The sequence below is a fragment of the Halobacillus sp. K22 genome (assembly GCF_052246795.1).
Taxonomy (GTDB): Bacteria; Bacillota; Bacilli; order Bacillales; family Halobacillaceae; genus Halobacillus.
In genome coordinates this window covers 76,626-103,185 of record NZ_JBQQCN010000002.1, presented here as the reverse complement: position 1 = coordinate 103,185, position 26,560 = coordinate 76,626, and the positions used below count along the sequence as shown (strand labels likewise).

At 41.8% G+C, this 26,560-nt stretch carries 31 protein-coding genes and 1 pseudogene; 22 read left to right on the top strand and 10 right to left on the bottom strand.

Features of this window, described 5'->3' with window-relative positions:
• Positions 1-156 precede the first annotated feature (156 nt).
• From ACTWPM_RS02125 to ACTWPM_RS02115, 3 genes are read left to right on the top strand one after another with little or no spacing between them, the layout of a single operon-like run.
• Positions 157-525, top strand: a complete 369-nt coding sequence (locus ACTWPM_RS02125; protein WP_443131416.1) for a nuclear transport factor 2 family protein — start codon at positions 157-159, stop codon at positions 523-525.
• 37 nt (positions 526-562) lie between these two features.
• Complete coding sequence (locus ACTWPM_RS02120) at positions 563-952, top strand: hypothetical protein (RefSeq protein WP_443131415.1); 390 nt, start codon at positions 563-565, stop codon at positions 950-952.
• 51 nt (positions 953-1,003) lie between these two features.
• Positions 1,004-1,690: an HAD family hydrolase gene (locus ACTWPM_RS02115; RefSeq protein ID WP_443131414.1), complete on the top strand. Its 687-nt coding sequence runs from the start codon at positions 1,004-1,006 to the stop codon at positions 1,688-1,690.
• A gap of 87 nt (positions 1,691-1,777) precedes the next feature.
• Here ACTWPM_RS02115 and ACTWPM_RS02110 read toward each other — a convergent pair whose 3' ends face one another.
• Both ACTWPM_RS02110 and ACTWPM_RS02105 read right to left on the bottom strand, forming a co-directional pair.
• On the bottom strand, positions 1,778-2,722 hold the full coding sequence (locus tag ACTWPM_RS02110; protein WP_443131604.1) for a TetR/AcrR family transcriptional regulator: 945 nt from the start codon (positions 2,720-2,722) through the stop codon (positions 1,778-1,780).
• A gap of 3 nt (positions 2,723-2,725) precedes the next feature.
• A pseudogene (locus ACTWPM_RS02105) lies at positions 2,726-5,815 on the bottom strand (efflux RND transporter permease subunit); the annotation flags it as partial.
• A 114-nt stretch (positions 5,816-5,929) separates the two neighbouring features.
• Here ACTWPM_RS02105 and ACTWPM_RS02100 point away from each other — a divergent pair.
• The 5 genes from ACTWPM_RS02100 to ACTWPM_RS02080 all read left to right on the top strand — a co-directional run bounded on the left by ACTWPM_RS02100 (position 5,930) and on the right by ACTWPM_RS02080 (position 9,593).
• Entirely contained in the window at positions 5,930-6,775 is an 846-nt protein-coding gene (locus ACTWPM_RS02100; RefSeq protein ID WP_443131413.1) for a TetR/AcrR family transcriptional regulator, read from the top strand.
• Positions 6,776-7,438: 663 nt separating this feature from the next.
• On the top strand, positions 7,439-7,903 hold the full coding sequence (locus tag ACTWPM_RS02095; RefSeq protein WP_443131412.1) for a GNAT family N-acetyltransferase: 465 nt from the start codon (positions 7,439-7,441) through the stop codon (positions 7,901-7,903).
• A 32-nt stretch (positions 7,904-7,935) separates the two neighbouring features.
• Positions 7,936-8,235, top strand: a complete 300-nt coding sequence (locus ACTWPM_RS02090) for a TIGR04104 family putative zinc finger protein (protein ID WP_443131411.1) — start codon at positions 7,936-7,938, stop codon at positions 8,233-8,235.
• 32 nt (positions 8,236-8,267) lie between these two features.
• Positions 8,268-9,029 carry a class I SAM-dependent methyltransferase gene (locus ACTWPM_RS02085; RefSeq protein WP_443131410.1) on the top strand — a complete coding sequence of 254 codons (762 nt, stop codon included), beginning with the start codon at positions 8,268-8,270 and terminating at the stop codon, positions 9,027-9,029.
• Positions 9,030-9,050: 21 nt separating this feature from the next.
• Entirely contained in the window at positions 9,051-9,593 is a 543-nt protein-coding gene (locus tag ACTWPM_RS02080; RefSeq protein ID WP_443131409.1) for a GNAT family N-acetyltransferase, read from the top strand.
• Positions 9,594-9,883: 290 nt separating this feature from the next.
• Here the strand turns inward: ACTWPM_RS02080 and ACTWPM_RS02075 are convergent, their stop codons facing one another.
• The gene (locus ACTWPM_RS02075) at positions 9,884-10,096 is read right to left on the bottom strand and encodes a hypothetical protein (protein WP_443131408.1); all 213 of its coding nucleotides are present in this window, start codon (positions 10,094-10,096) and stop codon (positions 9,884-9,886) included.
• A gap of 196 nt (positions 10,097-10,292) precedes the next feature.
• Here ACTWPM_RS02075 and ACTWPM_RS02070 point away from each other — a divergent pair, with 196 nt between their 5' ends.
• The 3 genes from ACTWPM_RS02070 to ACTWPM_RS02060 all read left to right on the top strand — a co-directional run bounded on the left by ACTWPM_RS02070 (position 10,293) and on the right by ACTWPM_RS02060 (position 12,521).
• Entirely contained in the window at positions 10,293-10,637 is a 345-nt protein-coding gene (locus ACTWPM_RS02070) for a MerR family transcriptional regulator (protein WP_443131407.1), read from the top strand.
• The gene (locus tag ACTWPM_RS02065) at positions 10,637-11,098 is read left to right on the top strand and encodes an SRPBCC family protein (RefSeq protein WP_443131603.1); all 462 of its coding nucleotides are present in this window, start codon (positions 10,637-10,639) and stop codon (positions 11,096-11,098) included. Before ACTWPM_RS02070 ends, ACTWPM_RS02065 begins: the two co-directional genes overlap by 1 nt.
• Positions 11,099-11,981: 883 nt before the next feature.
• Positions 11,982-12,521: a hypothetical protein gene (locus ACTWPM_RS02060; protein ID WP_443131406.1), complete on the top strand. Its 540-nt coding sequence runs from the start codon at positions 11,982-11,984 to the stop codon at positions 12,519-12,521.
• 174 nt (positions 12,522-12,695) lie between these two features.
• On the opposite strand, the gene ACTWPM_RS02055 is transcribed toward ACTWPM_RS02060, so the two are convergent.
• Positions 12,696-13,457, bottom strand: a complete 762-nt coding sequence (locus ACTWPM_RS02055; RefSeq protein ID WP_443131405.1) for a sporulation protein — start codon at positions 13,455-13,457, stop codon at positions 12,696-12,698.
• A 258-nt stretch (positions 13,458-13,715) separates the two neighbouring features.
• On the opposite strand from ACTWPM_RS02055, the gene ACTWPM_RS02050 reads away from it, so the two are divergent.
• From ACTWPM_RS02050 to ACTWPM_RS02030, 5 genes are all read left to right on the top strand, one after another.
• A complete protein-coding gene (locus tag ACTWPM_RS02050) occupies positions 13,716-15,053 on the top strand; it encodes a short-chain fatty acid transporter (RefSeq protein WP_443131404.1) in 1,338 nt (445 codons plus the stop codon).
• Positions 15,054-15,226: 173 nt separating this feature from the next.
• Positions 15,227-15,406 carry a hypothetical protein gene (locus ACTWPM_RS02045; RefSeq protein ID WP_443131403.1) on the top strand — a complete coding sequence of 60 codons (180 nt, stop codon included), beginning with the start codon at positions 15,227-15,229 and terminating at the stop codon, positions 15,404-15,406.
• A gap of 83 nt (positions 15,407-15,489) precedes the next feature.
• On the top strand, positions 15,490-15,660 hold the full coding sequence (locus ACTWPM_RS02040; RefSeq protein ID WP_443131402.1) for a hypothetical protein: 171 nt from the start codon (positions 15,490-15,492) through the stop codon (positions 15,658-15,660).
• 159 nt (positions 15,661-15,819) lie between these two features.
• Positions 15,820-16,215: a VOC family protein gene (locus tag ACTWPM_RS02035; RefSeq protein WP_443131401.1), complete on the top strand. Its 396-nt coding sequence runs from the start codon at positions 15,820-15,822 to the stop codon at positions 16,213-16,215.
• Positions 16,216-16,356: 141 nt separating this feature from the next.
• Positions 16,357-16,815, top strand: coding sequence for a hemerythrin domain-containing protein (locus ACTWPM_RS02030; protein ID WP_443131400.1), 459 nt, complete (start codon positions 16,357-16,359; stop codon positions 16,813-16,815).
• A 91-nt stretch (positions 16,816-16,906) separates the two neighbouring features.
• On the opposite strand, the gene ACTWPM_RS02025 is transcribed toward ACTWPM_RS02030, so the two are convergent.
• The gene (locus ACTWPM_RS02025; protein ID WP_443131399.1) at positions 16,907-17,716 is read right to left on the bottom strand and encodes a ZIP family metal transporter; all 810 of its coding nucleotides are present in this window, start codon (positions 17,714-17,716) and stop codon (positions 16,907-16,909) included.
• Positions 17,717-18,112: 396 nt separating this feature from the next.
• Here ACTWPM_RS02025 and ACTWPM_RS02020 point away from each other — a divergent pair, with 396 nt between their 5' ends.
• Complete coding sequence (locus tag ACTWPM_RS02020) at positions 18,113-18,616, top strand: hypothetical protein (protein WP_443131398.1); 504 nt, start codon at positions 18,113-18,115, stop codon at positions 18,614-18,616.
• Positions 18,617-19,468: 852 nt separating this feature from the next.
• Here ACTWPM_RS02020 and ACTWPM_RS02015 read toward each other — a convergent pair.
• The 5 genes from ACTWPM_RS02015 to ACTWPM_RS01995 form a co-directional block, all read right to left on the bottom strand.
• On the bottom strand, positions 19,469-19,909 hold the full coding sequence (locus tag ACTWPM_RS02015) for a DMT family transporter (RefSeq protein WP_443131397.1): 441 nt from the start codon (positions 19,907-19,909) through the stop codon (positions 19,469-19,471).
• A gap of 12 nt (positions 19,910-19,921) precedes the next feature.
• Entirely contained in the window at positions 19,922-20,617 is a 696-nt protein-coding gene (locus ACTWPM_RS02010; protein ID WP_443131396.1) for a Crp/Fnr family transcriptional regulator, read from the bottom strand.
• A gap of 18 nt (positions 20,618-20,635) precedes the next feature.
• Entirely contained in the window at positions 20,636-21,061 is a 426-nt protein-coding gene (locus tag ACTWPM_RS02005; protein WP_443131395.1) for a DMT family transporter, read from the bottom strand.
• 469 nt (positions 21,062-21,530) lie between these two features.
• On the bottom strand, positions 21,531-21,761 hold the full coding sequence (locus ACTWPM_RS02000; protein WP_443131394.1) for a YjcZ family sporulation protein: 231 nt from the start codon (positions 21,759-21,761) through the stop codon (positions 21,531-21,533).
• 115 nt (positions 21,762-21,876) lie between these two features.
• Positions 21,877-22,713, bottom strand: a complete 837-nt coding sequence (locus ACTWPM_RS01995; protein WP_443131393.1) for a protein-glutamine gamma-glutamyltransferase — start codon at positions 22,711-22,713, stop codon at positions 21,877-21,879.
• Between the two features lie 256 nt (positions 22,714-22,969).
• Here ACTWPM_RS01995 and ACTWPM_RS01990 point away from each other — a divergent pair, with 256 nt between their 5' ends.
• The 5 genes from ACTWPM_RS01990 to arsD all read left to right on the top strand — a co-directional run bounded on the left by ACTWPM_RS01990 (position 22,970) and on the right by arsD (position 26,548).
• Positions 22,970-23,233, top strand: a complete 264-nt coding sequence (locus ACTWPM_RS01990) for a helix-turn-helix domain-containing protein (RefSeq protein WP_443131392.1) — start codon at positions 22,970-22,972, stop codon at positions 23,231-23,233.
• A 198-nt stretch (positions 23,234-23,431) separates the two neighbouring features.
• Complete coding sequence (locus ACTWPM_RS01985; RefSeq protein ID WP_443131391.1) at positions 23,432-23,776, top strand: ArsR/SmtB family transcription factor; 345 nt, start codon at positions 23,432-23,434, stop codon at positions 23,774-23,776.
• A gap of 13 nt (positions 23,777-23,789) precedes the next feature.
• Entirely contained in the window at positions 23,790-25,085 is a 1,296-nt protein-coding gene (locus ACTWPM_RS01980; protein WP_443131390.1) for an arsenic transporter, read from the top strand.
• A 573-nt stretch (positions 25,086-25,658) separates the two neighbouring features.
• Entirely contained in the window at positions 25,659-26,081 is a 423-nt protein-coding gene (gene arsC, locus ACTWPM_RS01975) for an arsenate reductase (thioredoxin) (RefSeq protein WP_089752823.1), read from the top strand.
• Between the two features lie 92 nt (positions 26,082-26,173).
• Positions 26,174-26,548, top strand: coding sequence for an arsenite efflux transporter metallochaperone ArsD (gene arsD / locus ACTWPM_RS01970; RefSeq protein WP_443131389.1), 375 nt, complete (start codon positions 26,174-26,176; stop codon positions 26,546-26,548).
• The last annotated feature ends 12 nt before the right edge of the window (positions 26,549-26,560 follow it).

Sequence of the window (26,560 nt, the reverse complement as noted above, 5' to 3'; positions counted from 1 at the left end):
TAAAGTTTTCTTGAATGATAAGATGGTGCCAGCATAGTGCCTATAGGAGAGAAGGAGGAATCTGTTTATCTCTTATAGAAAAAATGAATTAGAGTAATTACTGGACCCAGGTCTGCATATAAACACAAAAAAACACGGGCACAAAGGAGGAAATCGATGAGTAATTCTTTACGAACACAAATAAGAGAGTTAGAGGAAGCGCATGTAAGCTTAAAGGTAAGAGAATCTCCAGAGGAACTTGATAAAATATTGGCCGATGACTTTTGGGAAATAGGCAGTTCAGGCATCATAATTGATAAGAAAGAGTGCCTGGACCTTGGGGTAGTCTTATCGCAAATGACCCTTCATAACTATGAAATACAACGGTTAGCTGATGATGTTGTGCTCTCCACCTACTTTATTGAAGATCAAACGAGGAATAGAAATACGCTCAGGAGCTCTATTTGGAAGTTCATAGATGACAGGTGGCAGTTGTATTTTCATCAGGGGACCATAACTCAGTTACAAGTGGAAGATTTACCGTGATTCGATCATACGTCTTGAAAGGAGGGAGGAGGCTGCTATGCTTGAATATTTTGTTTTGCTTCCATTGATGGTAGTTGTTTTTTACTCCTTATATATGACTGCCCTATTGCCGAATTTTATTACTTACTTGGGCTATGGATACTTTCTGGTGCTTACCGTTGTGTTTGTGGTACTCAGGGAAAGGATCAAATCCACTTATGGTTTCGAGTCCGTGGATTATTGGGAAAAGAATGCGGCATTAGTTGATACTGTGTTGTGGTTCTATTTAATTCCGGGGTTTGCTGTTATCATTTTCGCCCTGATCTATTGGTTTAAAGGAAAGGAAGGCAAAAGTAATAAGCGAATAATAGCAAGTGTGATAGGCTTAATTCTTTTCTTCCTCTATAACTGGGCTATCTTTGAGCTGTTTTTAGGTTACAGCCGTTAAGAGGGAATTTCCGAGTAAGTGTAATATTTGTGCCTGGAGGGAGGGGTTCATATGGTTAAGGCCGTTATTTTTGATTTAGATGGAACTTTATTGGATCGGGATGAATCAGTAAAGATCTTTATATCTGCACAGTATGAGCGTTTGAATAAGTGGTTGGCTCATATCCCGGAAGAGGAGTACATACAGAGGTTTATTGAATTGGATCATCATGGATATGTGTGGAAAGACAAAGTGTATAAACAACTAATTAGCGAATTTGATATCGAGGGCATTACGTATCATGAATTACTCGAGGACTATTTAGATTTCTTTAAACAATATTGTGTGCCATTTCCTAATCTCCTGGAAACGATAGAAAAACTTAAACAAAACAGCTTTCTTATAGGAATGATCACGAATGGAAAAGGCCAGTTTCAAATGGATAACGTGAAGGCTTTGGATATTGATCCATACTTAGATACCCTGCTTATATCGGATTGGGAAGGGGTTAAAAAGCCTGATCCAATTATTTTTAGAAGAGCAGCAGAGAGGCTTAAGGTATCGCCGGAAGATTGTGTATTCGTAGGAGATCACCCAGAGAAAGATGTGAAAGCAGCCCAGGAAGCTGGAATGAAAGGGATTTGGAAAAGGAATCAGCAATGGAGTGGCATAGAGGCAGATGATGTAATTGGTGATTTAGCAGAACTACCCGAGATCATTTTGCAATTAAATTCTATTTCTAGTAATGGTATTAAGTAGAGTTTATATTTTGCATCTTGTATTTGTGTATGTAAAGAAATCCACTCCTGATCGATCGGGAGTGGATTTCTTGGCTTTCACTATCTATTATTTATTCCTGGTATCACCCAGCATCTGATCCACGTAGCCGCGAATAACCGGACTGTTGATCGTAGTCAAATAACTAAGCATCCATTTGATAGCCTTTTTGTTTGGAGAAGTAGTGTTAACCTCTTCCTCCACGGAATCCAGGGTGGAGAGAAGCTTATGCTGCTGCTCTTCATTAAGATTAAGGTGAGGCACCATTTCCCTCAGCTGCTTAATGCTTAACCTGGTCAAATTGAAATTCTGGTTGTTATCTTCTGTTGTGCTCATATTAGCCCAGGTAAGAATCGGCGTCTGGCTGCTTTGATTCAACTGATTCATATAGCCGTCCAGACACTCCATTAAGAATGAGGTGACATGAGATGAATCAATAGCCGAATCTGTTACCATGAACTGTTTCACATATTCATTGATCAAACCATTCAGCATAACGGCTGCATCCATGGAATAGGATTTTTCCGCTTGATCATAGATACTTGCGATGAGCAGCTGGTGATGATCAATAAAGGACTTGTCACTGAATTTCACACGGGCCATACCAATAGCCTCAGCATCAGCATTCTGATGGGCCATTCTACGTAACCATAGACCTCGTTTAATTCGGGACTCAACCTGATGGTAAATCTTTTCAGATGGAGACAGCTTTTCGTTCTTGTTGATTTCCGACCATTCCTGGTTCAGAGCTTTTTGACTTTGTTCGATCAAGCCTGCTAATAGGCTGAACTTCGTCTTAAAGTAACTTCCCAGTTCTTGTTCGCTGATTTCACTCTGTTGAGCCACTTCTGCCATAGTGGCAGCTGTGTATCCATTTTGGATGAAAAGATGTTCAGCTTTATTTAAAATAAGGCTTTGAAATTCTCCGTTCTCTTGCTCTGATGCAGCCAGTTCATTTTGATAAATGCTGTCCTCGTTAAAAGAAGGAGATGTCTGTCTTGGTTTGTCTTCCACTTTCTTGTTCTTTTTCCGACCGATTTTAGATAGCAGTTCATAAACCACTGGAACAATTAACAGCGTCAGAAGGGTAGAACTTGCGAGTCCTCCGATAACCGTCAATCCTAGACCTTTACTAATAATCGATCCGCCTTCTAATCCTAAAGCGAGCGGCAGTAATGCTCCAATCGTAGCAAGGGCTGTCATAAGAATCGGACGTAATCGGGTAGTACCCGCGTCAAGCAGAGCTTCACGAGTGGTAAATCCATCTTTCTCACGCTGGATCACCCGGTCAATTAATACGATCCCGTTTGTAACTACAATTCCGATCAGCATGAGTCCGCCGATCATAGCAGAGATACTTAAAGTTTCACCGCCAATCAGTAATCCTAATACTGCACCGATAATCGTAAACGGCAGGGCAAATAGAATCGCAAGGGGCGCTAATGCTCCACCAAAGAAGATGACGAGTACCAAATAAACGATGGCAATCGCTGCGAGCATGGCAAGACCTAACTGACTGAAGGATTCATTGATATCTTCGGTCACTCCGCCAATTGATAGATCAACAGAGGATGGGTGGTCAATGTTGTCAAGCTCTTCCTGTACGTCGGCAGAGATCGAGCCAATGTCATCGGAAGAAGAGGTCGCGCTCACACTCGCATAGACCTGGCCGCCTTGTCGGCTGATCGTATCTTCGGTAGTACCTTCTTCCACTTCTGCAATTTCATTCACTTGCACGGTTTGCCCGAGCGGTGTCTGGATCTCTTCATTCGTTAATTCGTCTATATTTTCGTAGCTGTCATTTTCAATTTCCAGATAAACCTGTAGCTCTTCCCCGTCCTGCTGCACGGTGGTCACTTCTGGACGTTCGCGATTCGGACTCAGCGACTGGCCGACCTGAGCTGCTGTGAGCCCGAGACTGCTCAATTCACCAGGGTTGGCTACCAGCGTATATTCTTCATAGGATTCAGACAGGCTTGATTCGGCGTCCGACAGATCTTCCTGTTCGTTTAAAATCTCTGTCACTTCTTCTACATAAGGTTTAATTTGCTCTGTAGAATCACCGAATACTTGGACTTGAATATCACTGCTGGAACCGGTTGAGGAGAAGTCCTGATTACTCCAATCCCCGCGATCCGTCATTTCTTTTAGATCATTCATGACCTGTTGTTTCTCATCCGAGAAGTTCTCGGTATCCTCGTTATACTCTACGAAAAATGCTGCCTGGTTAGAGGCTCCAGGGTTCATTGGATTTTCTCCGCCCACGGAATATTGGATATTTTCAACATTTTCACGGTCAGCGAAATATTGATAAGCATCTTCCGCGATTCCTTCTACATCTTCAACGGTCTGGCCTGGTGCCGGACTATACGTTGGCATGACCATTTTCTGTTCTTCAGAAGGAAGGAAGCTTACCCCGACAAGCGGGATTAACGCAATACTTCCAGCCAGAATAATTACAGCGGCCAGGGAAGTGATGATTTTATGATTTAATACAGTGTTTAATACTTTCTTATAACCTTTGGCCAGTCGACCTGGACCTTCTTTGTGACTCTTGGCTGCTTGCTTTTTGTTTAATAGACTATGAGAAAGCATCGGTACAATAGTGATCGCTACCACGAGGGAGGCAAGCAAAGCAAATACGACTGTTAAAGCAAATGGCAGGAAGATTTGTCCGACAACGCCTTCTACTAGACCTAATGGTAAGAAGACGGCTATGGTTACGATCGTAGAGGAAAGAATCGGCATAAACATTTCCTTCGTAGCTGATCGTATGAGGTCTTTTCCTTCCAGCTTTTCATCGGTCAGTGACATTCGCCGGTAGATGTTTTCGACAACGACAATGGAGTCATCAACCACTCGCCCTATGGCTACCGTCATGGCTCCAAGTGTCATAATGTTTAAAGTTATTCCCATTTGGTTTAACACAATAAGCGCGATAAACAGGGATAGCGGGATGGAGATTACCGATATGATCGTTGTTCTGAAGTTTCTTAAGAATAATAGAATAACAGCAACTGCAAATAATCCTCCAAAGAGAGCTTTATTTAACATCGTGCTGACGGATTCTTCGATCGGTTCACCCTGGTCGAAGGAATATACGAACTCAATTCCATTGATGTCTTCTTCAAACTCGGAAGCTTGATCTTTCACGAGGTTAACCACGTCAACTGTGTTCGCTTCCTGAGATTTAACGATTTGTATAGCGATGGACTCTTCTCCATTCGTTCTGGAAATGGAATCCGTCTGAGCGACAACCTCGAGGTTCGCCACTTCGGAAAGTGGAACCGTAGGGATACTCTGTTGGCTATTTTCAGCTTGTTGACCTGAACCCTGCTGGCCGGATCCCTGTCCGTTCTGGGATGGAGTGATCGGGATTTCCAGATTTCTTAAGTCTTCTAGATTCTCTAAGTTTCCATCCATAACGACTGATTTTCTCGTTTCATTAAATGTATATAAGCCTAATGGAAAAGCTACATCAGCGCCTTGAATATAATTCGTTACCGTTTCCTGGTCCAGCCCATTTTCTTGCAAGGCTGCTTCATCAAAGTTCATTTGAACTTCCTGGACCTGCTGACCGGAAACTTGAACATCAGCGACGCCTTCCAATCCTTCCAACTCTGGAACGATGGTATCATTAACAGTGGCGGTTAAATCTTCTAAACTACCACCTTCATTAAGCACACTCATACTAATGACCGGAAACGCGTTAAAGTTTACACGGGATACTTCCGGCTCCTGGGCAGCTTCAGGAAGTGAGAAGGAATCGACGGCTTCTTGCAGTTCATCCTCCGCTTCATCTAAATCTTTACTATAGCTGTACTCAAGCTGTAAACTTGAAGCATTCTGGAAGGAAGATGAACTGACGGTTTGAACCCCGTTCAGATTTTCCACCTGCTGCTCCAGCGGTTCTGATATTTCGTCCGCCACCTCTTCCGGAGTTGCTCCCGGATACGTAGTGGTTACAGTAACAATAGGTGGATCAATATCTGGAATGGTTTCCAGTTTCATGTTTAATCCTGAATACAATCCTGCTGCTGTTATAATAATCGTAATTAGCCAGACAGCGAATTTGTTATTCATGGAAAAATTTATTATCTGCTTCATTTGTTCCTCTCCTTTCAATTTGACCACTTAGTCAACCTGGTCTAAAATATACATGACCATCTGGTCATAAGTCAAGAATCAAACTCTGAATATACAGAAAGGGTTACTACCTATATGGATCCAAAGAAAAAGAACATTATAGAGCAAGCGATCAAACTATTTGCAAGAAAAGGTTTCAGCACTACCTCCGTGCAGGAGATTGCTAGAGAATGCAATATATCAAAAGGCGCTTTTTATCTTCATTTCAAATCTAAAGACGAGTTGTTATATGAGTTGTTTGAGCATTATTGGAGGAGAATGCAGCGGCGGGTGAATGAAGTTTCTTCCGAGCCGCTTGAACCGAGTGAAAAATTTGTCCAGCAGCTGAAAGTTACAATTGAGGAAGTAGCGAATCACAGGGAATTCATTATTATGCAGATCCGTGAGCAAGTCATTCCCTTTAATGAAAGGATCGAGCAATTAATTAGGAAGATGCGTTACCATTCGCATTTGTTTTATAAAAATCATTTAATTGCCATTTACGGAAAAGAAGCAGAACCGTATGCATGGGAAGGAGGTATAATCACTCAGAGCTTAGTCGGTAATTATATCGACTTAATCATTGTCGATAACGTTGAGTTTAACTTTGTAGAAGTAGCTAACTCTATTGTCACGAAGGTAGATTACATGATGAAGGGAATTATGGAAAACCATGACGCTCCCATCATCACGGAGGAAATCATTGGGCAAATGGCTCCTGATGAATTCAATCTTTCGCAAATGGATGAGATTGTTCGTGAATTAAAAGAAGTCACTCTCTCAGAAGCTGATCAGGATGTCAAAGACACAGCCGAGGTCCTTACTTTTGAATTAGAGCGTGATTCTCCTCGGTTAGCTGTGATAAAAGGAATGGCTTCTAACCTGGAACAGCATGAAGAGTATTTAGATTTAGCTTCTAAACTAAGAGCGTATTTTATTTAATTTAGATTGCGTTAATGGCTAGAGTCAGGGTAGATTCCTTTGGGCCTTTTATCGATATGACCGTCAAGTCAGAAATAGAAGAATAAAGGATGTATTTTTATTGGTGCGTTGACTATATAGTCATTCTAGTTTATGTTAGTACTATAATCGTATATTTTCCATTTAAGGGGAGTAGCTTTTACAGCAAAGTCGTCAATCCAGAGTGAGACTCACTCTCGGCTTTGTTGGCAGTGATGCTGTTAGCAAGACCTTACCGTCCGGGTATAGGTCTTTTTATATTGAGTGACCTATACATCGTGTAGGTCACTTTTTTATATATAAAAAGAATAAATGAATAAAACCATATATTGATGCCACAGAAAAGGGGAGAGAAACGAGAAATGTCCAAAACTATTAATGCGAGCATCCAAAAGTTAAAAGATGAAGGAGTAAATATAAAGTTAACGCCAATGAAGAAAAAGGATTGGAAGACTATGTTTTCTGGTGTGGAGAAAAGTCCCCTTATTTATTTTAAACCCTGGGGATATCGGGAGACTGGATCTAAGAACGCACCAACTTAACTTACTTGATCGGAAGCTGTAACAAGGAGTTTTGGTTAGAAAAGAGAATAGGGATAAAGAGGAGCGGAGTAGTTAGGATTGAAAGCACAGGGGTGATTTAGGTGTGCAGTTCGAAAAAATAAATCTGAGTAAGCATAGGGAAACGGTCATAGATTTTCGGAAAGATTCATTTAAAGCAAGCTTTGGAGATTGTTCAAATTTTGGAGAAGAGGAAGATTATCTCCGGTGGCTGGAAGCTAAAATGGAATCTTTCCCGGAAGGGTTCGTTCTAGTGAAAGAAGATGGTAAATATATTGGGCAGCTGGAGTTGTCTATTCGTGTATTCGAAGGAAAACAAATAGGCTATGTTCATTTGTATTACTTGATCCCGGAGAAACGGGGACAGGGAAAGGGAGAAAAATTGGACTATTATGCGGTGCAGTTTTTCAAAGGTCATAATGTAAGCGAGTATCATTTAAGAGTAGCACCGGCAAATACCTCCGCCCGTGAGTTTTACCGCAAGACGGGGATGGAGGAAATAGGGCCGGAAGCTGGTGGAAAAGTTATTCGAATGAAAAGAGCTCTATGATTAGCAATTTGAATAGAAGAGGAGTGTCAAAAATGCCCGTATGCAAAAATTGCAAAGAAGAATGGACATGGGGAGAGACCATGAAGAAATCTTTTACCTTAGCTACAGGAATTACATGTCCCTATTGTGATAGGAAGCAATACCTTACTGCCTCCTCCAGAAAGAAAAGCAGCCTAAGTATTTTCCTTATTCCTCTTGTCATGTTCATATCACTCTTGTTCGATAACTCTTCCCCACTCTTTTTATTTTTCTTAATAGCTATTGCAGCACTGGTTATGAGCCTACAGCCGTTCATCATGGAATTATCCAATGAAGAGGAACCGCTTTGGTAATGAGGTTATTAAAAAGGAGAGGAGACTTACCTATGAAAGAAACCGATTTTTCTAGTATTGCTGATCACTACGATAACAATCAATATAGAGTCGAAGAATTAGAGAAAGATACGACCTTAAAAGCCTATATGTATCAACATCAGAAAGAGCAGTATGAAGTGCTCGATTTATCTTGCGGAACAGGACTGTACCTTTCTAAACAAGTTCCTTTATTCGACGATTCAAAGGTCAGATGGACGGCGTTGGATGCTTCTAAAGCTATGCTTGGAAAAGCTAAAGAGAAGCTTGAATCTGTTCAGTTTGTTCACGGATATGCGGAAGATATGCCTTTTTATTCAGGTGGATTTGATTACATAGTCAATAATTATTCGTTTCATCATTACCAGTACAAAGAAAGAGCTTTGGATGAGGTTACACGTATTCTCACGACAAATGGACTTTACAAAATGCACAATATAGCTATTCATGCCATGCCGAAGTGGTGGGTGTATCGCTACTTTCCTTCGGCTTACGAGATAGATGAACAAAGATTCTGGCACCACGAGGATATTTATGAAGAGCTTAGGAAAAGAGACTGTGAGGTTCAACTGAAAGTGAACTATCAGCGGGAGGAGCTCCAGACAGCTGACTATCTCCCGTACGCCAAAAACAGAGATATATCTGTATTAACGCTCATCAGCGATGCCGAGTATGAAAAAGGATTAAGCAAGATGAAGAAGGATGTAAAGGAAGATCCTCTGAAAACCATTCCCCATGAATTTGCGGAGCTTTTCATCACTGCAAGAAAATTGTAGATCTCAAAAGGAGAAGATCGTTTGATCAAGATTACTGGAAGAAAAGTAATATTAAAAGAAGCTTCACTCGAAGATACTAACGAATTGTACTACTGGAAATACCAAGAGCCAGAACAAGCAGCTAAGCAATGGAATGGTCCTTACATTAAAGAAGAAGTTGTTTCTAAGGAGAAATATCTGGCTGACTGGGACGAGGAAATTATGGAAGGTGTACCTTCTGCACTGGTTATATTGGCAGACCAACAGATCATTGGTTATGTTGGAGCTTACTGGGTGGATCCGAACACTGACTGGCTGGAAACAGGGATCGTTATTTATAATAAAAACTATTGGAATGGCGGGTATGGCAGCGAAGCTTATAAGCTTTGGATTGAATTTCTTTTTCGAACGACTGATCTGCATCGCCTCGGCTTATCTACTTGGTCAGGAAATGTAAGAATGATAAAGGCTGCTGAAAAATTAGGAATGAAAGAAGAAGCTAGAGTCAGAGAAGCACGTCGTGTAGATGGAATTTATTATGATGCGATTAAAATGGGAATATTACGTAGGGAGTGGGATGCATAAGTGAGGTAAATTTTTCTACAGCCACATGAAATGATAGCAAGATGTTCAAGTAGAAGAAAAGAATCATAAGCAGATGGTGGTTAAGAGAAATTTATGTATATATGTATTTCTTCTATTAATTACGCCGCACTACCGGAGTCATCATGATCATTCTTGCCGCATGGTTATCCACGGCCCGGAAAAAAGTAAGTAATGTCAGAGAAACCTAAACAAGCAGAGGTATCCCCCTTGCTTGTTTAGCGTCACCATTTATGAGCAGCTCATACTGAGTACTGAGCAAGTTTCCATTCCTAAGTACGTTTATCTACCACTAACTTCACTCCCACACCAACTACCATCAACCCACTCATACATATAAACCCGGCACTTGGAGAAAACCTATCAATGAGCAATCCGAGCCCGCTCGCGAGTGCTGCCTGTAGTAATAGGGTGATCTCTATCCATACGGACATTGCTCTTCCCATCAGTCTTTTCAGAACGATTTCCATCAGCCCCGTGTTCATAATAATCCTTAAGGAAGAATAGGAAAACCGACTAGAAAAGCTTCTGGCATAAATCGCAAATATATAGGTGTTTACAAGGTTTTCAAGTTTACAAATAGAAAGTATAGAGGAAGGTAAAATAGGATAAACTTCGGAATTCTGTTGACTGTGTGGTGTACCCCATAGTTTAAGCTAAAAGAGAAGAGGAGGCGCCCTCATGTATAAAGTAAGCGAATTTTCAGCTTTAACAGGACTGAGTAAAGAAACATTAAGGTATTACGCTGAAGTCGAGCTTTTAGAGCCTGTGTTTATCGACCCAGCCAACAAATACAGATACTATGACGACGGATCCTATCTCCTCGCTTTATTACTGGGGAAACTACGAGGCTTCGGTTTGACCATCCAGGAAATGAAAACCGTTATGAATGATCAATCTTTTGCAAATCTGGAAGAATTATTGCTTGAGAAAAAGAAAAACATAGAGACTCAGATAGAAGAATTGCGTTCTAAATTGGAGGATATTGATGAATTTATTAAGTCTGGAAGGGAGACGGATGAGTGATGCAATGGAAAGAAGAACGTATCATTGAAGCGAATATAGAAACGGTATGGGATTTATTTCGGGAGGAAAACATGCCTGTCATTATGCCGAAAGTTATTGAAAATGAGCCGGTCCATATAGAAGAAGGTGGAGTGGGATCTAAATACCGGCAAAAATACCAGGAGGGCAAACGGGTAGAAACGTATATCGTGGAAACGGTAGGATTTGAAGATTCGGATGAGAAAAAATTCAAACAACTGAGCTTTACCTTGGCAAAAGCTTTCGAGATTAATTTTTCTTTCACCCTGGAAAAAGAAGAGGAGTCCAGAACCCGCTTTATTTATGAAGGGAAGAACCAGGGAGTCAACTTTGTGGGCAGAGCGCTTATGAAATTGGGAAGTAAGAAGAACAACCAAAAAGTCGTGCAGGAGTTTATGGATCGTGTGGAGGAAGAAGCATTAAAAGAAGAAGCAAGGACTTAGAAAGGAGCGCAGCAGCTCCTTTTTTTACGTTAGAAAAATAATTCAATAAGTATTTGAAACCTCTGTCTCTATTCTTCGTATAATAGCGAAGAACAACCATTAGTTAACTTTGATGATACATAGAAATGAAGGCAGTCTCTATTTTGAAACTTTAATTAAAAGCTCTGTTAAACCTCAGTGTTGACTTTATAGTAAAGCTCCCGTTACTGGAAGACTTGATTTCGAGATATTTGTTGAGTGGAAGGTCCTCCGGGGGGTGATTTCGCTTTCCGCGGGAATACGCGGAGCCTCCTCAGGCTTCTCTTTCCGGGGTCTCCCCAGTTATTTTCATCCCGCAGGAGTCTACACCGTCCCCCCTCCGGACCTGGCCGAATCAGAAACTCGAAACCACTAAATACACTGGTTGCTTGGTGAGAAAAAAGGGTGGGATGAAGAGTGTATTTCATGCTAAAACGATATGAAAAAACTTGTCATAGAAGCATTTAGGACCTATTTAGAAGAAGAGGATTCTCTCTTCTGAAAGGGTCCGTTATTCTCCCTTGGCTGGGTTGGTGGGGAAATGGCGAGACTCCCACGGGAGAAGGGACTAGGTGAGATCCCGCAGGGAGTGAAACGAGCGAGGAAGCTCATGGTACAAGGAGGATCGACTAAGGTCGCCACCTCCTGTGGCAACGTCGATCGACCCTACGTCGTGTAGGGCCATAGGAAAGCGAGTTATTTCCCCACCAGCCCTCTTTAACATATTGTAACGGACCCCATTTATCTCGAAACTGAGTCTTCAACTATTCGGCCCTATAGCTTAATAAGCAGTTTGTAATAAATCAACTAAACCGTTTAAATTAGCCTGAATAAAAAAATCTTATATGTTAATGAGGGGATCCATTTGAATCTTATTGGATGGATGATTGTTTTCTGTGAAATCGGTTTTTGGATCGTTATTCTGTTAGGTCTAGTTACCAGGTATGTGTTCAGGAAAGAAAAGCTTGGCTTAATCTTCTTAGCTTTAACCCCGGTGATTGATCTGATTTTATTAATTACCACAGGTATCGACCTGTACCTGGGAGCCACTGCTACCATCGCCCATGCCATTGCCGCTGTATATATTGGCGTCTCAGTAGCTTTTGGTAAAAGTATGATTGAATGGGCTGATGTAAGATTCCGATACTACATTATGAGAGAAGGACCTCCGCCAGAAAAACTTGCCGGCATGGCTCACGCCACCCAGTATTTAAAAGGTTGGGGCAGGCATGTGTTGGCCTATCTGATTGGATCGCTATTTTTGGTAAGCCTGATTTATATGATCAATGATCCTTCCCGCACTGCTGCGCTGTCTGATACGTTACGACTTTGGTCTCTCGTATTAGGTGTGGATTTACTCATTGCCGTCAGTCATTTTGTGTGGCCTAAAAAAGCTAAAGGTTAATCGAAGAGTGGAAAAAACGAAGGAAACGCTTGGGTGAAATGCATCCAAGCGCTTCCTTCGTTTGATTTCCAGTTATTTGGTTATTTTTTTTATAATTATCTATTATCCATGCAGGTTTTGTTCGTGGTGCTAAGTGAAAAACACGTCCAGATATGTACCTGGACGTGTTTTCTGTCATTTTTTAAATTGATCAATGGTTTGCTGAAGCTTACGGGCTACACCATCTAATGGACCGTTAAGATCCTGACTCGTAAGCGTAACTTTCGTTCGGCTTTCATCCATTTCCAAGGCTTCTGCAAATAACCCGCCAAGACCTCGGGCACGTCGATCAACTTCAAGCATCACCTCGACAAGATCTTCTTTTAAAAAGAAAATCGCTTCCAGTTCATCTAAGTAAGATCGGTATTCTCCGCCCGGGGCGAACTCGAATTCCTGAACATAACCAAAGTGCTTTGAGTACTCCATTTCCACTTCTCTTAACCGGAAGCCCAGTCTCTTCTCTAATGCATCCAGCACTTTTTCAATATGTGGGTGCGGGGATACCTTGATCGGATCACGGTCTTCTGGATCCAGGGCCATAGGAATATCCAGTCCGGTTTCAAACCAAAGCGGCAGTCTTCCGAGGGAAGCGGGGGTATGGTACGGAAGCTGAATTGTAAATGGGATTTCTTTGGTTTCACCTTCCTTAATGGTCTCCTGGTTGGCGATCGGGTATTTTTGGATCGCAACTTTTTCTTTAATCTTCTTATCACCCGATTCACGGAGAGCTTCTGTCATGAGGAAAATATGGATGGAGTCGATGGATTGTTCTACATCTCCACCTTTGATGACGACTTTCCCGTGCACGTCTTCACCTGGTACGAACTGTGCTTTTTCCAACTGGGTGTCTACTTTAGCGGCTCCTACGCCTACACTTGCTAAAAATTTCTTGAACATATTTATCTCCTCCTTTCCTTGATTATACGAAAGTATGATGGGAAAAGGTTCAACTTTTTGTTTAATTGCAAACATTTATAAATGATAAGTTTAATGATTTAAGTATTAAAATTGGAACTTACATTTTCAGGAAGACCGGGCGCTAAAGCTTAACCAGGTTGAATAAGAATTCTTTCCCCCTCCCTTGAAATTTCCATTAATTTCATAGAGACTAGTAAATGTTAGAGTGTATTGAAAACGTTTACAAAAGTGAGGGTGATGAAGGTGCTTAAAGGAATGACCTTGTTTTTTGATCGCCTGGTCCAGCGCTATCTACCAGATGCGTTCCTGTTTGCGGTCATATTGACACTCGTAGTATTCGGACTGGGGATTGGTTTTACTGAAAGCTCTCCGGTTCAAATGGTACAATTCTGGGGAGATGGATTTTGGGATCTATTGGCTTTTGCCATGCAAATGTCTTTGATTGTTGTAACAGGATACATATTAGCTAATACTCCCCTTGTTAAGAGTTTACTAGTAAAATTGAGTACTCTGGCAAATACGCCCGGTCAGGCTATCTTGTTAGTTTCTTTTACGGCTGCGGCAGCGTGTTTGATTAATTATGGATTCGGTTTAGTGGTAGGAGCTTTACTGGGCACACACGTAGCCAGACGTGTGCCAAGCGTGGATTATCGTTTATTAATGGCCAGTGCCTACAGTGGATTTTTGCTGTGGCATGGGGGAATGTCTGGTTCCATACCACTAACTATTGCGACAGAAGATCATTTTCTGGTGGACACCATTGGCTCCGTCCCGATTACGGAGACCCTATTCAGTAATATGAATCTATTCATCGTATTTGTTCTATTATTGTCCCTGCCATTTCTTAATTTATGGTTGTTAAAATCCAGTGGCGATTTAAGCAAGAATAACCTCGACTTGTTGAATGAGGACATGCCAGAAGAAGAGCTTGCAGCGGCTGTAGAGAAACAGACACCAGCCGAACGGTTAGAGAATAGCGCAGTCGTTTCCCTTGCGATCGGTTTGTTAGGGCTTTCGTTTGTCGTATATTTTTTCGTACAGAATGGACTGGATTTAAATATCAATATCGTCAATTTCCTATTCCTGTTCCTGGGGATTCTTTTTCATAAAACCCCTCGGAATTTTTTGAACAGTGTCAACGGAGCAGTTAAAAATGCAGGCGGCATCATTATTCAGTTCCCTTTCTATGCAGGAATTATGGGGATGATGGTGGCTTCTGGATTATCGGAGCAAATGTCTTCATGGTTTGTCAGCATATCTACGGAGTTCACATTTCCTTTATTTGCTTTTATTAGTGCAGGGATTGTAAACTTTTTTGTTCCTTCTGGCGGTGGTCAATGGGCTGTTCAGGCACCCATCATGATTCCGGCAGCGATGGATCTTGATGTCAGTACAGCCAAAACTGCAATGGCTGTGGCCTGGGGGGACTCTTGGACAAACATGATCCAACCATTTTGGGCTTTACCTCTGCTCGCTATCGCAGGGTTAAAAGTTAAAGATATTATGGGATTCTGCGTGATCATCTTCCTCTGGAGTTTCATTCCGATTTCTATCGCTTTATTATTCATCAACTGATTATGAAAAAGCGGAACTTCCGATACCGTCGAAGTCCCGCTTTTTTTAATATCTCTGCAGGGCTACGGGTGTGAAATGAATGTATCTTTATGATGTAAAAATCACAATTGTTCTCTGAAATTATTTATTGAATTGAATGGTGAAAGTTTTAATTATGAATGGGAGTCAGGCAGATGAACAAAAATCAAAAATTAACCATTGTTTTTCTATTGTTAGGTTCTATTTTAATTTCAGGTGGCATAGGTCTTCGTGATTATGTGAGCTATTCACTACCAATAGGATGGATCGCTGGGTTTGTCTCACAACTGCTTGCAGTATGGTTTGCAATTAAATGGTATAAGGAAACAAAATAATCACTAAGATTCAATCGATCATCTGTTTATTCATCCGGATTTAAAAGAAGAATCATCCTACAATGCAAAAAGGAGTGAAACGAATGAATGGTTTATTAATTATTGTTGTAATCATACTCTCTCTATGGTCGATTACGAATACTCTCCAAAAGTTAACGAATAAGGTTTTGGAGAAGCAGGACCAGCAGACCCAACTATTAGAAGAAATAAAAGCTGATATGGAGTCTGGGTCAAAAGGACATGGTCATAAGTAAGGAGTAGATTGCTCTGGAATGATAAGTGGGAACTCGGAGTAATAGCTGCTTTGAAGAATACTTACGCATAAAGAAGGAGTATGAAACTAGAAATAGAATATACATACTTGAATGAGCTATTGGAAATGTTTTTTAAAAACATATTAACAGGAGGTTCTTATGGGAAGAGTTATTCATTTTGAAATTCATGTGGATGATATGGAACGGGCTAAGAATTTCTATAGCGGGATATTCGGATGGACATTTGAAGATTGGAGTGAGTATGCCGGGATGCCTTATTTCGGAGTTGTGACCGGCGATGACAAGGAGCTTGGGATCAATGGAGCTTTAATGCAGCGTCAAAGTGCTCCCCCTGAATTAAATCAGGCTCTGAATGGCTTTGCCTGTACAATGGGTGTGGAAGATTTCGATGCTGTTGAATCTAAGATTTTAAATCATGGTGGCCAGATCGCGATGCCGAAATATGCCCTTCCAGGAATGGCATGGCAAGGATACTTCCTGGATAGCGAAGGAAATATTTTTGGTCTTCATCAGCCAGATGAAAATGCTGAATAGAGAGAGCCTTTTTAAATGTAGAGCCAATTAATCTGTAATCAGTGTTGTTGATTCCTCATTAGAGACTTATTAAACAATCGGGTTAGATTTTGAATACTCAATGTCGTGGTCTTGAAGGTGCTTATCAAAAGGAGGGTGGACATGAAACGACATGAAGCTTTAATTCCTCTATCCCACCACCACCATCACGCCTTAGTGATAGCTCTTGAAATGAAAAAAGCTGGGACAGAAAAAAGTGAAAAGAACTATAAGCAATTAATAAGGGAAATGATTAATTTTTGGAAAGAAGATGGCCAGGAGCACTTTAGGGATGAGGAGGATATTCTACTACCGGTTTATCTTGAATATGCTGAACAACCTAATGAAGGTTTGATCAAACAGATGCTCTATCAACATGCACAAATCAGATGTCTGATTCGTCATCTTCGAGAAAGTCAAAATACTTCCTATGATAAAGTTAATGAATTAGGCAAATTACTGGATGAGCATATACGACTGGAAGAAAGAGAATTGTTCCCACTGATTGAAGAAGCAGTACCTGATAAGTACCTTTATGAAGCAAAAGGTGGTTTCCATAGAGATTCGATAAGTGGAAAATAAGACGCATTTGCAAATGAAAGACCTGTGCTCTGCCGCCAGCACAAACAAAAAATGTCCAGAGTACATTCACTCTGGACATTTTTATTTTAAGTTAGCCAAGTGCAACATCCAGCGTCATCATGACAGTGAAACCGAGCATAAGGCTCATCGATGCCAGATTGACATTTCCTTTTTCATGGGAACCAGGAATGATTTCCTTCGCAACCACGAAGATCATAGCGCCAGCGGCGAAGCTGAGGGCATACGGAAGAATAGGTTCAATGGCAATAACGGCCGATGCACCGATAACGGCTGCAATAGGTTCGACCATCCCTGAGAATTGGCCGAACATAAAGCTTTTCTTTTTCCCCATACCATCACGATGAAGCGGCATGGATACCGCCGTACCTTCCGGGAAGTTCTGAATTCCGATGCCGAGCGCGAGTGCCAGAGCCCCCGCAAGCGTCGATTCTGTCATGTTGGAAGCAAGAGCGCCAAAGGCGACTCCGACAGACAAACCTTCAGGAATATTGTGAAGGGTCATGGAAAAGAAGAGCAGCGCTGTGCGATTCTTAGCCTTATTATCTTTAATATCATGCATGTAACGGTCGGTGTCTATCGCTGGAAGCATGCGGTCGACAAAGAGCAGCAGCACTCCTCCTAATAAGAAGCCAACGGCAGCTGGAATCCAGGCGGGTACTGAGCTTTTAGAAGACATTTCGATCGCAGGGGCAAGCAGAGACCAATAACTGGCTGCGATCATCACCCCGCCGGCAAAAGCGAGCATGCTATCAAGGAATTTCTGGTTCGTCCCTTTAATGAAAAAGACGAGAGAGGCACCAAGTGCCGTCATACCCCATGTAAATAATGTACCAATAAAAGCTTGCATAGTGGGATGGAGTTCTTTAAATGCTTCTAGCATGTTTATTCACCTTTCAATGTTGTGTTATTTTATAAAAATTGGACTCGAGCAAAACTTATTTATGTGGCTATTTTAAATAGAAGCTGAGAAAGCTTCAAACTTTTTGTTTGTAAAATACTGGTTCAGCATTCTTGGAATAAAAGAAAAGGTTCAGATAGCGAAAAAATATATCAACGAAAAGAATGTACCCAATATTTCACAGGTTAAATCTCATATGAGTTAAAAACCGTAAAATCGAATTTATGCTAGACGCGACCTTGAAACCTCTCGGAACACTCATCCGTAAGTGTGAGGAGTTTAATCTTACATCAGAAACAAAAGGCGCTTATTGATCAATCAGAGAAGGTTCATTTATAAGTATTATAAAGTGGTACAGAAGAAATGGAGGGGAATGAAGTGAAGCGATTGATAATAATTGTTGGAGTTGCGCTGTTTCTTGCTGCGTGTACGAGTGAAGGAGGCAGTGAAACGGGGCAGTCCGAGCGGAAGAACGGTGATACAAGTGCCTCTTCGCTTGAGGTGAAGCCGGCTAAGCTTTCCAAACGGGAGAAAACGATTGTTAACCAGATCGGCGTTGATTATCAAACCTTTTACACGGTGGATGGAAAAGTGGAGGAGGGGGAAGCTCTAATTAGTTCCATTGAAGTTTATGAAAACGGGGAGATGATCAATGAAATCACCACTCAGTCTAATGCGGAGCAGAATAATAAATACAAAAAGGCCCTCCATTCTTTTCAAGTTCGAATGGCGGAGGAGTTGAATGATCTAACGATCGGAGGACCAGACGGATATGTAGCTGGCCAAGCGCAGCAGCCCAAGGATGTGAGGGCGTTCCTTTTTGAACATCCAGAAGAAGCGGTCACCCTTACTAAGGGGAAACCATTTATTGGGCCTATCTAATAAGATCAAGTCAAGGTGAACTATCTGCTCACGGGATGGAGAATTTGAAAACATTGCCCCCATCCATTAAAAATGAGGACTTTGCAATTGTATTTAAAATGGAATTGAATAAGGAGAAATAACGAGCTTTTTAAAAGGCTCTGTTAAAGTTTGTTGATTTTTCATAAGAGTCTTATTACGCAATAGGGCCGGATTGTGGAAGACTCCGATTCGAGATATTGTGTGGAGAAAGGGGCTCCAGGGAACGGCTCGCTTTCCGCGGGCATGAGGTGAGCTTCCTCAGGCTTCGCCTTCCGGGATCTCACCGATCATGTTCATCCCGCAGGAGTCTTCGCCGTTCCCTTCCGCCCCTTTGCGATTATTGAGAGCTCAAAATTTTCTGCATAAACGCCTTCCAATGAACAAGGATCATCTATGATTCCTACTGGTCTTTACTTGTGTTTAATTGTAGAAACCCTGTTATATAAGCATTTGAGGCAAATGCAGCATGGCTTCTTTCTCCTATAGCAGGTGCCGTTCACTAGATATCGTTGGGTTGGTGGGGAAATGATGAGACTCCCATGGGAGAAGGAACTAGGTGAGATCCCGCAGGGAGTGAAACGAGCGAGGAAGCTCACCGTTCCCCCATAGGAAAGCGAGTTATTTCCCCGCCAGCCCTATTCCAAATAGAGTAACGGGCCCCAGTTATCTCGAAACTGAGTCTTCCAGTAACGGGAGCTTAACCTTAAAACAAATATGGAAGTTTAATAGAGCTTTTAAAAAAGGGGCTGAAGGTGATTCAATCATCTTCAGCTTTTCTAATGTTGTGCAGCACATTTAATTGTGAAGTGCCAGAAGCAGAAAGAAGTGCCCTTATTCTGTCTGCTTCTCTAGTTTATAGACCAGCACTCCGCCGATCAAAAGTATAATGCCGATCAGTTTCTGCCACGATACGGAAGATGATTCGAATCCAAACCAGCCTGCAGTATTGATTGTAAAAGCAATAATAATTTGCGAGATAAGTGCAATTGAAATGGCATAAGCAGGCCCGATCAGCGAAACGCCCCTCATTAAGAAGAAAACGATGCCGACACCAAATACACCACCGAACAAAAAGATCGGATTCACATCCCCAAACGCAAACAGACTCCTTTGCTCGACCGAATAAAAAACGGGCAGCGAACAGACAAGGCCTACTCCGAGCACCAGTGTAGTTGTAGCCCAGGGCCCTGTTTTTTCACTGACCCGGGCATTAAATATATTTTGCAGACTGATTAAAACCCCTGCAATTATGGCGAGCGATGCACCAACCATGGGAGCACCTCCTTATTCATAGATATTTCCTTTCGCTAGAATGCGAAGCTTTTCCAGATCTTTAATGGTAACTGACCCGTTTGTCCTTTCAATCACATGATCAGAAGCCATTTTCTTCAACACCCGGTTCAAATGTCGGTAGCTTGTGCCGATCCATTCCGCGAGTTCGATTAAATTGGAAGTTCGCATTTCCTGATGAAAAACTGTTCCTTCTCCGACCGAAGAGATCGACAATAAATAGCTTGCCAGCCGAACTTCCACGGGGTAAAGCATGTGCATACTCGTTGTATGGGATTCGGTATAAAACTTGTGAGCCACCGTATCCAGCAGAAATCTTATAAAGCTTGGGTGGTCTTTTTCGAGCTCCATTAAATACGTAAACGGTGCGGAAATCATGACGCCTTCGGTAACGGCTTCCACCGAATTGATGACCGGACTGCCTTTGACATACTCGACGTCTCCAATCAGAGCGAGCGGTCGTTTAAAGCGGTTGATCAGCGATTTCCCTTCAGGCGTAAGCGTAAAAATTTTAATTTTTCCTTCCACGAGAAAATAAAGTTCTTCAAGCTTATCGCCGGCAGAAAATAAGGTTTCACCCTTTTCAAAGGAGCAGATCTTCATATGTTTCCTGAAATGCGCAGGAAATAGAGCCTCCAGCTGGTACTGAAGGATGTAGGAATCTAGTGGGGTATGCGGTCTTTCTTTCACGTTAAGCTCTCCTTCTATTTACAATTGGAAAAGGATCACGCCGACGAGCATCATGGTCAGTCCGATACTCTGTCTTCTCGTAATCGGAACTTTTCTTTCCCCGAACCATCCTTGTGACTCAATGATAAAAGCCGTCCCGATTTGTGAAACGAGCAATAAAGCGATAGCGGGCGCTGGTCCGATTCGGTGAATCGCTGTTAACTCCGAAAATACAACAATAACACCAAACGACCCTCCGACTAAATAAAGCCAGGGAACTTGCCTGAAGCTTTTCCCTTTTCCATCCCGTACGTTGAAATAAATAATTATAGCGATGGCGAAGGCAATGATATGAACCATTGATGTCGTATGCCATCCGCCAATTGTTTCACTCACTCTTGCGTTAAAGATTCCCTGCATCGTGATACAGAGACCTCCAAGCAGGGCAAATAATGCTCCTTTCATTTGTTCATCCTCCTCTTCTGCATCAATTAAAGAGGAAGTTGTGATCTTTCGAAAGGACATATGTCCTAACCTGGATGTTTTTTGATTTTTTATCCTTTTTATAGTGCTGGACACAATCTCAATCTTTAAAATTTTTACCCTTATTTACATTGGATAGAGAATGGGGGGTTAACTTAATACATCGAGAACCACGGTTCTTTACCATGAAGAACGGGAGTAGTCGTCAGCTGTTTCTATTTTATGTATACAGATAGAGAGAAACAGGGAGTTTCTCTCGCTAATCAAAGAATGATAGGGCATATTCACTAATAAAAAAACCAGCCCCCTAAGAAGAAGGGAGCTGGTTTAATTTTTATTTCGTTCTATTTTTTAAAAAGGAGATTCCCTTTACCTGATCGTTTTGCAGCTTTATCACGATCTGGATGATTCGAAGGGGCTATCTATTTCTATCGGAAGAACAATCAATTGCTTACCAGCTAATGCTGCAGCCGACAATGATTAATAGGATAAACAACACAACAATTAATATAAAGTTGTCTTTCCGGGGCGGGCAATGTCGTACAGGAGCACAGGTCATCTGCGGAGCCATCATGTAGGGTGCATTTACATTTGCATCCATATAAGGTGCATTTACATTCGCTCCCATATAAGGCGAATTCATGTTAGCACCCATGGAATACGGAGAATTTAAGTTATCCATTTGAAAACTTCCTTTCCTTTTTGTGTGTTCGTCTCTATATAGTACTCGCCTACCAAAAAGTTGAGCCCGTCAACCTTAAAAATGGGTAGGTATCACGACCACACAACCTAGGATTTTAAGTCTTCAGTTTATAACTCAGCTCAAATAAGTAAGTTATATAAGATATGGAATTCTTGTTATGGTGGATGACGAAGGAGGCCCTTTTAGGAGCACGCACGCTGCCTGAGAAATTAGCTAATTGATTGAAAGAAGGTCTTGTAATTAAGCTTGCCAAATAGGCTGATTGCTGACTATCCGGTTTTCTATTTCTATTCAGCGCTTCAATCATCTGATTTGCCGTCCTGATACTAAATCCATGTCCAAAAAAACGACCATTCCCCATGGCAATGGCATTAACTCCTCTTAACCACGGGGTACCTGGATCAAAATCAGGATTATTAAAATAGACCACATCTCCAGGAACAAAATGATCCGCATAAAAAGAATAAAGTCCGAGGTCTTCATCGGTGTACCAGCTGTATAAATAGAGATTAGGAAAAAGGGTGTTAAAAGAAGGGCTCCCCATGGTCAGCAAGATGCCGTGGTAAAAATTGATGACGCAGGCGGTCGCGCATTCGAATTTATAGAGAGCACTGTTTTTAAAAATATCAGAAATCGCATCTGACGGGCGCACTTGAGGCTTCAGTAGGAATCCACCGGCTTGGGTCAGATTCCAATATTCCGGGTTACACCGGGAATTCTTAAAGGTGGCAAAGACCGCTTCCCCTTGATCCATTTGCTTTGCACTTAAAATGATGTTTTTTCTAGCTTTAATGACAAAAGAAAGTTCCCTTTCTGAAGAAAAAGAGTATATGTCCTGAGTCTTCTGCATCGCTTCGATAATGACTTGATCGACTTCATCCGTATTCCAGTTGTCGCTTGGTTGAAAAGGCCGGCCGGATACTTGGATCATACGAATCCTCCTTTTCTAAAATAAAACTTCTGCTATTGTACCTATGGTATTCATGTAAGGCGGGAATCATGTTTGCGGTGGTAATGATGGGCGGTCGGAATTCGTAAATTGGTGCTTTCTATATTCCTAATCATCATTCAAAACCCTTTCCTGAGAAATTGAATTTTACATGTATTTTACTTTGAATTTATCTCAGGTTTACAATTACCCATTAACTTATAAGTATATACTTATATCATTATTGAGGAGGTCATGTATGGTAACTAATAGACCATGTAAAGGGTTTGGTGCAGAGATTCGTCTTTTAAGGGAAGAGAAAAAAATGACAGAGGATGAGTTTGCCTGGCTTCTTAATACGGATACGAAAGCAATTACTCGCCTGGAGAAGGAGGAATTGTATCCTTCCTCTAATTTAATAAAACTGATCGCGGATAGTCTTCATATCGATGAAGCTAAGGTTCTCCAACGAATCTGGTGTGATCTGCCTGAAGAATGCTCCAACAGCCGGATGAGGTCTTAATGGAGGTGCCTGCTGCTATCCTGTTCGTTATAAGTGTAGGAAGTGTGTGTTATTTTCTGCTTAGATTCGGTATGAACCCTGTGCGATCAAGGTATATGAAGACAAAATGGCACCCTGGTAAAAAAATATATAGAGCGGGATTAATTTATTATTGCAAATATAAGCATATACTTATATACTGATTCCCGAGGTGATGTTATGGAAAAAACCATCATACAGATAGAGGATGCAGCCAAAACGCTGAAGCTTTTAGGAGACAAAAGCCGCTTAACGATTGTGGGTCTCTTGAAGGACGGAGAATGCTGTGTCTGTGAATTTGTTGAAGTATTAGAGATGAGCCAGCCTTCTGTCAGCCAGCACCTCAGAAAATTAAGAGATGCTGGACTGGTAAAAGAAAAGCGGAAGGGGCAATGGATTTTTTATTCGTTAAATGATCAGCATGAAACGTATCCAATCATACAGCAATTATTAGAACAAATACCGGATCAGAAAGAAAAGTTAGCGGCATTGGAGCAAGCCGGTTTACGTATCCAATGCGATTAGTAGGGGGATTCTCTTGAATTTGGCAATTGTAGCAACCATTATTTTTTTACTTACATTAGTTTTAGTTATCTGGCAGCCCAAGAATCTGGGGATCGGCTGGTCAGCCTGTGCTGGCGCCGTCTTAGCCTTAATCTTTGGCGTTGTGGATTTCAATGACGTACTCGCCGTAACCGACATCGTCTGGAACGCGACGCTTGCTTTTGTGGCCATCATCATTATTTCTTTAATCCTTGATGAAATTGGCTTTTTTGAATGGGCCGCTCTCCATATGGCACGCGTAGCTAAAGGCGATGGCAGGCGGATGTTTATATATGTCACGCTGCTCGGTGCTGTCGTAGCGGCTTTATTCGCAAATGATGGGGCAGCCTTAATCTTAACACCTATCGTACTCGCCATGGTGCGAAATTTAAATTTCAAGGAAGCCATGATCCTTCCGTTTATTATGGCGAGTGGATTTATCGCGGACACGACTTCACTGCCTTTGATTGTCAGTAATCTGGTGAACATTGTTTCTGCCGATTTCTTTGACATTGGTTTTATTGAATATGCGTCTCGAATGATCGTTCCCAACTTGTTTTCATTAGTGGCGAGTATTCTTGTGTTATTTGTTTTCTTCAGAAAAAGTATTCCTGAGAACTATGATTTATCTCAGCTGAAGAAGCCGAATGAAGCCATTCAGGACCACAAAATGTTCCGCATGTCCTGGGCCGTCCTGGCCGTACTTTTAGTCGGTTACTTCGCAAGTGAGCCGCTCGGAATTCCGGTTTCTATTATCGCTGGAATTGTAGCTATATTCTTTCTAATCATGGCTCAAAGAAGTGCCGCTGTGAAAACGGGAGAAGTGGTTAAAGGCGCTCCCTGGGCGATTGTCTTCTTCTCGTTAGGCATGTATGTCGTGGTTTATGGACTGCGAAATGTAGGATTAACCGATATGTTAGCCAGTGTCATTCAGGCGGCAGCGGACCAGGGATTATTTGTAGGAACCATATCGATGGGATTCATTGCTGCGATTCTTTCATCGGTGATGAATAACATGCCGACCGTGATGATTGATGCGCTGGCGATTTCTGATACGAACACGACAGGGACTATGAGGGAAGCCCTCATTTACGCCAATGTGATTGGCTCTGATCTTGGGCCGAAGATTACACCGATTGGGTCGCTTGCCACTCTGCTTTGGCTTCATGTTCTCTCAATGAAAGGCTTCCGCATTTCATGGGGATACTACTTTAAAGTTGGAATTGTACTGACCGTCCCTACCTTATTTATTACTCTAGTCGGATTATATGTATGGCTTTTGATTATCTAATTATTATTTAAATAAAAGCTCTATAAACCGTTGATGTTTTTTACAAGCATGTTATTGCACTATTGGACCGGATTGTTGAAGACTTGAATTCGAGATATTGATTATGTGGAAGGTACTCCGGGGGACGATTTCGCTTTCCGCGGGCATGTGCTGAGCCTCCTCTCCGACTTCCGGGGTCTCACCGATCATGTTCATCCCGCAGGAGTCTTCATCATCCCCTTCCGGACCTGGCCGAATCAGAAACTCGAAACAGCTTCGCCTTTCCTCCGCTTGGGAAAAAATAATCACATGGGCATATATACATTTTTTCGCCTGGAACTATGCGGGATATCCTGTAAGCATTTTTGGCAGGTTAAGGAGGAAAAGGCTACTCTCTTTCCAAAGGGGCTGTTTTCCCTAATAAATCTGGGGTGATGGAACAAGACGAGTTATTTCCCCATCAGCCCTTCCACATATAGTAACGACCCAACTCTCTCACTAGATATCTCGAAAATGAGTCTTCAAGTGATGGAAGCTTATTTGTAGCAAGCAATATCAAGATTGGATAAACCAAACAAAAAGGAGAAATTTACGATGTCTGAAAAACCAGTTGTTTACTTTCTATGTACAGGAAACTCTTGCCGCAGCCAGATGGCTGAAGGATTTGGAAAAGAATATTTAGGGGATAAGTACGACGTCCGTTCTGCCGGGATTGAAGCTCACGGATTAAACCCGAACGCGGTAAAAGCGATGAACGAAGTGGATATTGATATTACGGATCAAACTTCCGATATTATTGATCCTGATACCTTGAACAACGCAGCCTACGCCATCACGCTGTGCGGGGATGCTAATGATAAATGTCCAATGACTCCGCCGCATGTTGAACGCTATCACTGGGGATTTGATGATCCAGCTAAAGCAGAAGGAACGGAAGAAGAAAAATGGGCCGTTTTCCAAAGAGTACGTGACCAAATAGGTGAGCGCATTCAGCGGTTTGCTGAAACGGGAGAATAATAAAAGTGAAGAGTAGCCAAAAACGTGAGTGTTTAGGCTGCTTTTCTATATATCATATAAGTATATACTTATTTTATTATGGAGGGTGAATCATGAATAAACTCGAAATTTATGACCCGGCTATGTGCTGTTCAACCGGCGTATGCGGCCCCAGTGTGGATCCGCAATTAACCCGCATAGCCAGTGCGGTTTTTTCCCTGCAAAAGAGGGGCTTCAATATTAAGCGCTATAATCTGGCCAATGACCCAGGGGAATTCACGAAAAATCCGCTTGTACTTGATTTTCTAAACCAATATGGAGCGGATGCTCTTCCGGTTGTTCTATTGAATGGTGAGGTTGTGCTTGAATCTTCTTATCCAACAAATAACCAGCTTTCGGAATGGTTCGAAGTTGGTACGGAAGAGCTGAAAGACAAACCAAAAGAAAGCAGCAGTGTAACCATAGATATCAGTCAATTGAAATCATAGGATGTGAGTAGT

What these genes read in the sequence shown, in the direction of transcription:
- ACTWPM_RS02085 (WP_443131410.1), top strand. Translation starts at nt 8,268, where the DNA reads ATGAAAGAAACCGATTTTTCTAGTATTGCTGATCACTACGATAACAAT.
- ACTWPM_RS02030 (WP_443131400.1), top strand. Translation starts at nt 16,357, where the DNA reads ATGAAACGACATGAAGCTTTAATTCCTCTATCCCACCACCACCATCAC.
- ACTWPM_RS02125 (WP_443131416.1), top strand. Translation starts at nt 157, where the DNA reads ATGAGTAATTCTTTACGAACACAAATAAGAGAGTTAGAGGAAGCGCAT.
- arsC (WP_089752823.1), top strand. Translation starts at nt 25,659, where the DNA reads ATGTCTGAAAAACCAGTTGTTTACTTTCTATGTACAGGAAACTCTTGC.
- ACTWPM_RS02005 (WP_443131395.1), bottom strand. Translation starts at nt 21,061, where the DNA reads ATGAAAGGAGCATTATTTGCCCTGCTTGGAGGTCTCTGTATCACGATG.
- ACTWPM_RS02100 (WP_443131413.1), top strand. Translation starts at nt 5,930, where the DNA reads ATGGATCCAAAGAAAAAGAACATTATAGAGCAAGCGATCAAACTATTT.
- ACTWPM_RS01990 (WP_443131392.1), top strand. Translation starts at nt 22,970, where the DNA reads ATGGTAACTAATAGACCATGTAAAGGGTTTGGTGCAGAGATTCGTCTT.
- ACTWPM_RS02090 (WP_443131411.1), top strand. Translation starts at nt 7,936, where the DNA reads ATGCCCGTATGCAAAAATTGCAAAGAAGAATGGACATGGGGAGAGACC.
- ACTWPM_RS01985 (WP_443131391.1), top strand. Translation starts at nt 23,432, where the DNA reads ATGGAAAAAACCATCATACAGATAGAGGATGCAGCCAAAACGCTGAAG.
- arsD (WP_443131389.1), top strand. Translation starts at nt 26,174, where the DNA reads ATGAATAAACTCGAAATTTATGACCCGGCTATGTGCTGTTCAACCGGC.
- ACTWPM_RS02015 (WP_443131397.1), bottom strand. Translation starts at nt 19,909, where the DNA reads ATGGTTGGTGCATCGCTCGCCATAATTGCAGGGGTTTTAATCAGTCTG.
- ACTWPM_RS02065 (WP_443131603.1), top strand. Translation starts at nt 10,637, where the DNA reads ATGCAATGGAAAGAAGAACGTATCATTGAAGCGAATATAGAAACGGTA.
- ACTWPM_RS02115 (WP_443131414.1), top strand. Translation starts at nt 1,004, where the DNA reads ATGGTTAAGGCCGTTATTTTTGATTTAGATGGAACTTTATTGGATCGG.
- ACTWPM_RS02025 (WP_443131399.1), bottom strand. Translation starts at nt 17,716, where the DNA reads ATGCTAGAAGCATTTAAAGAACTCCATCCCACTATGCAAGCTTTTATT.
- ACTWPM_RS02040 (WP_443131402.1), top strand. Translation starts at nt 15,490, where the DNA reads ATGAATGGTTTATTAATTATTGTTGTAATCATACTCTCTCTATGGTCG.
- ACTWPM_RS01995 (WP_443131393.1), bottom strand. Translation starts at nt 22,713, where the DNA reads ATGATCCAAGTATCCGGCCGGCCTTTTCAACCAAGCGACAACTGGAAT.
- ACTWPM_RS02000 (WP_443131394.1), bottom strand. Translation starts at nt 21,761, where the DNA reads ATGGATAACTTAAATTCTCCGTATTCCATGGGTGCTAACATGAATTCG.
- ACTWPM_RS02075 (WP_443131408.1), bottom strand. Translation starts at nt 10,096, where the DNA reads ATGAACACGGGGCTGATGGAAATCGTTCTGAAAAGACTGATGGGAAGA.
- ACTWPM_RS02050 (WP_443131404.1), top strand. Translation starts at nt 13,716, where the DNA reads ATGAAGGTGCTTAAAGGAATGACCTTGTTTTTTGATCGCCTGGTCCAG.
- ACTWPM_RS02070 (WP_443131407.1), top strand. Translation starts at nt 10,293, where the DNA reads ATGTATAAAGTAAGCGAATTTTCAGCTTTAACAGGACTGAGTAAAGAA.
- ACTWPM_RS02035 (WP_443131401.1), top strand. Translation starts at nt 15,820, where the DNA reads ATGGGAAGAGTTATTCATTTTGAAATTCATGTGGATGATATGGAACGG.
- ACTWPM_RS02055 (WP_443131405.1), bottom strand. Translation starts at nt 13,457, where the DNA reads ATGTTCAAGAAATTTTTAGCAAGTGTAGGCGTAGGAGCCGCTAAAGTA.
- ACTWPM_RS02045 (WP_443131403.1), top strand. Translation starts at nt 15,227, where the DNA reads ATGAACAAAAATCAAAAATTAACCATTGTTTTTCTATTGTTAGGTTCT.
- ACTWPM_RS02120 (WP_443131415.1), top strand. Translation starts at nt 563, where the DNA reads ATGCTTGAATATTTTGTTTTGCTTCCATTGATGGTAGTTGTTTTTTAC.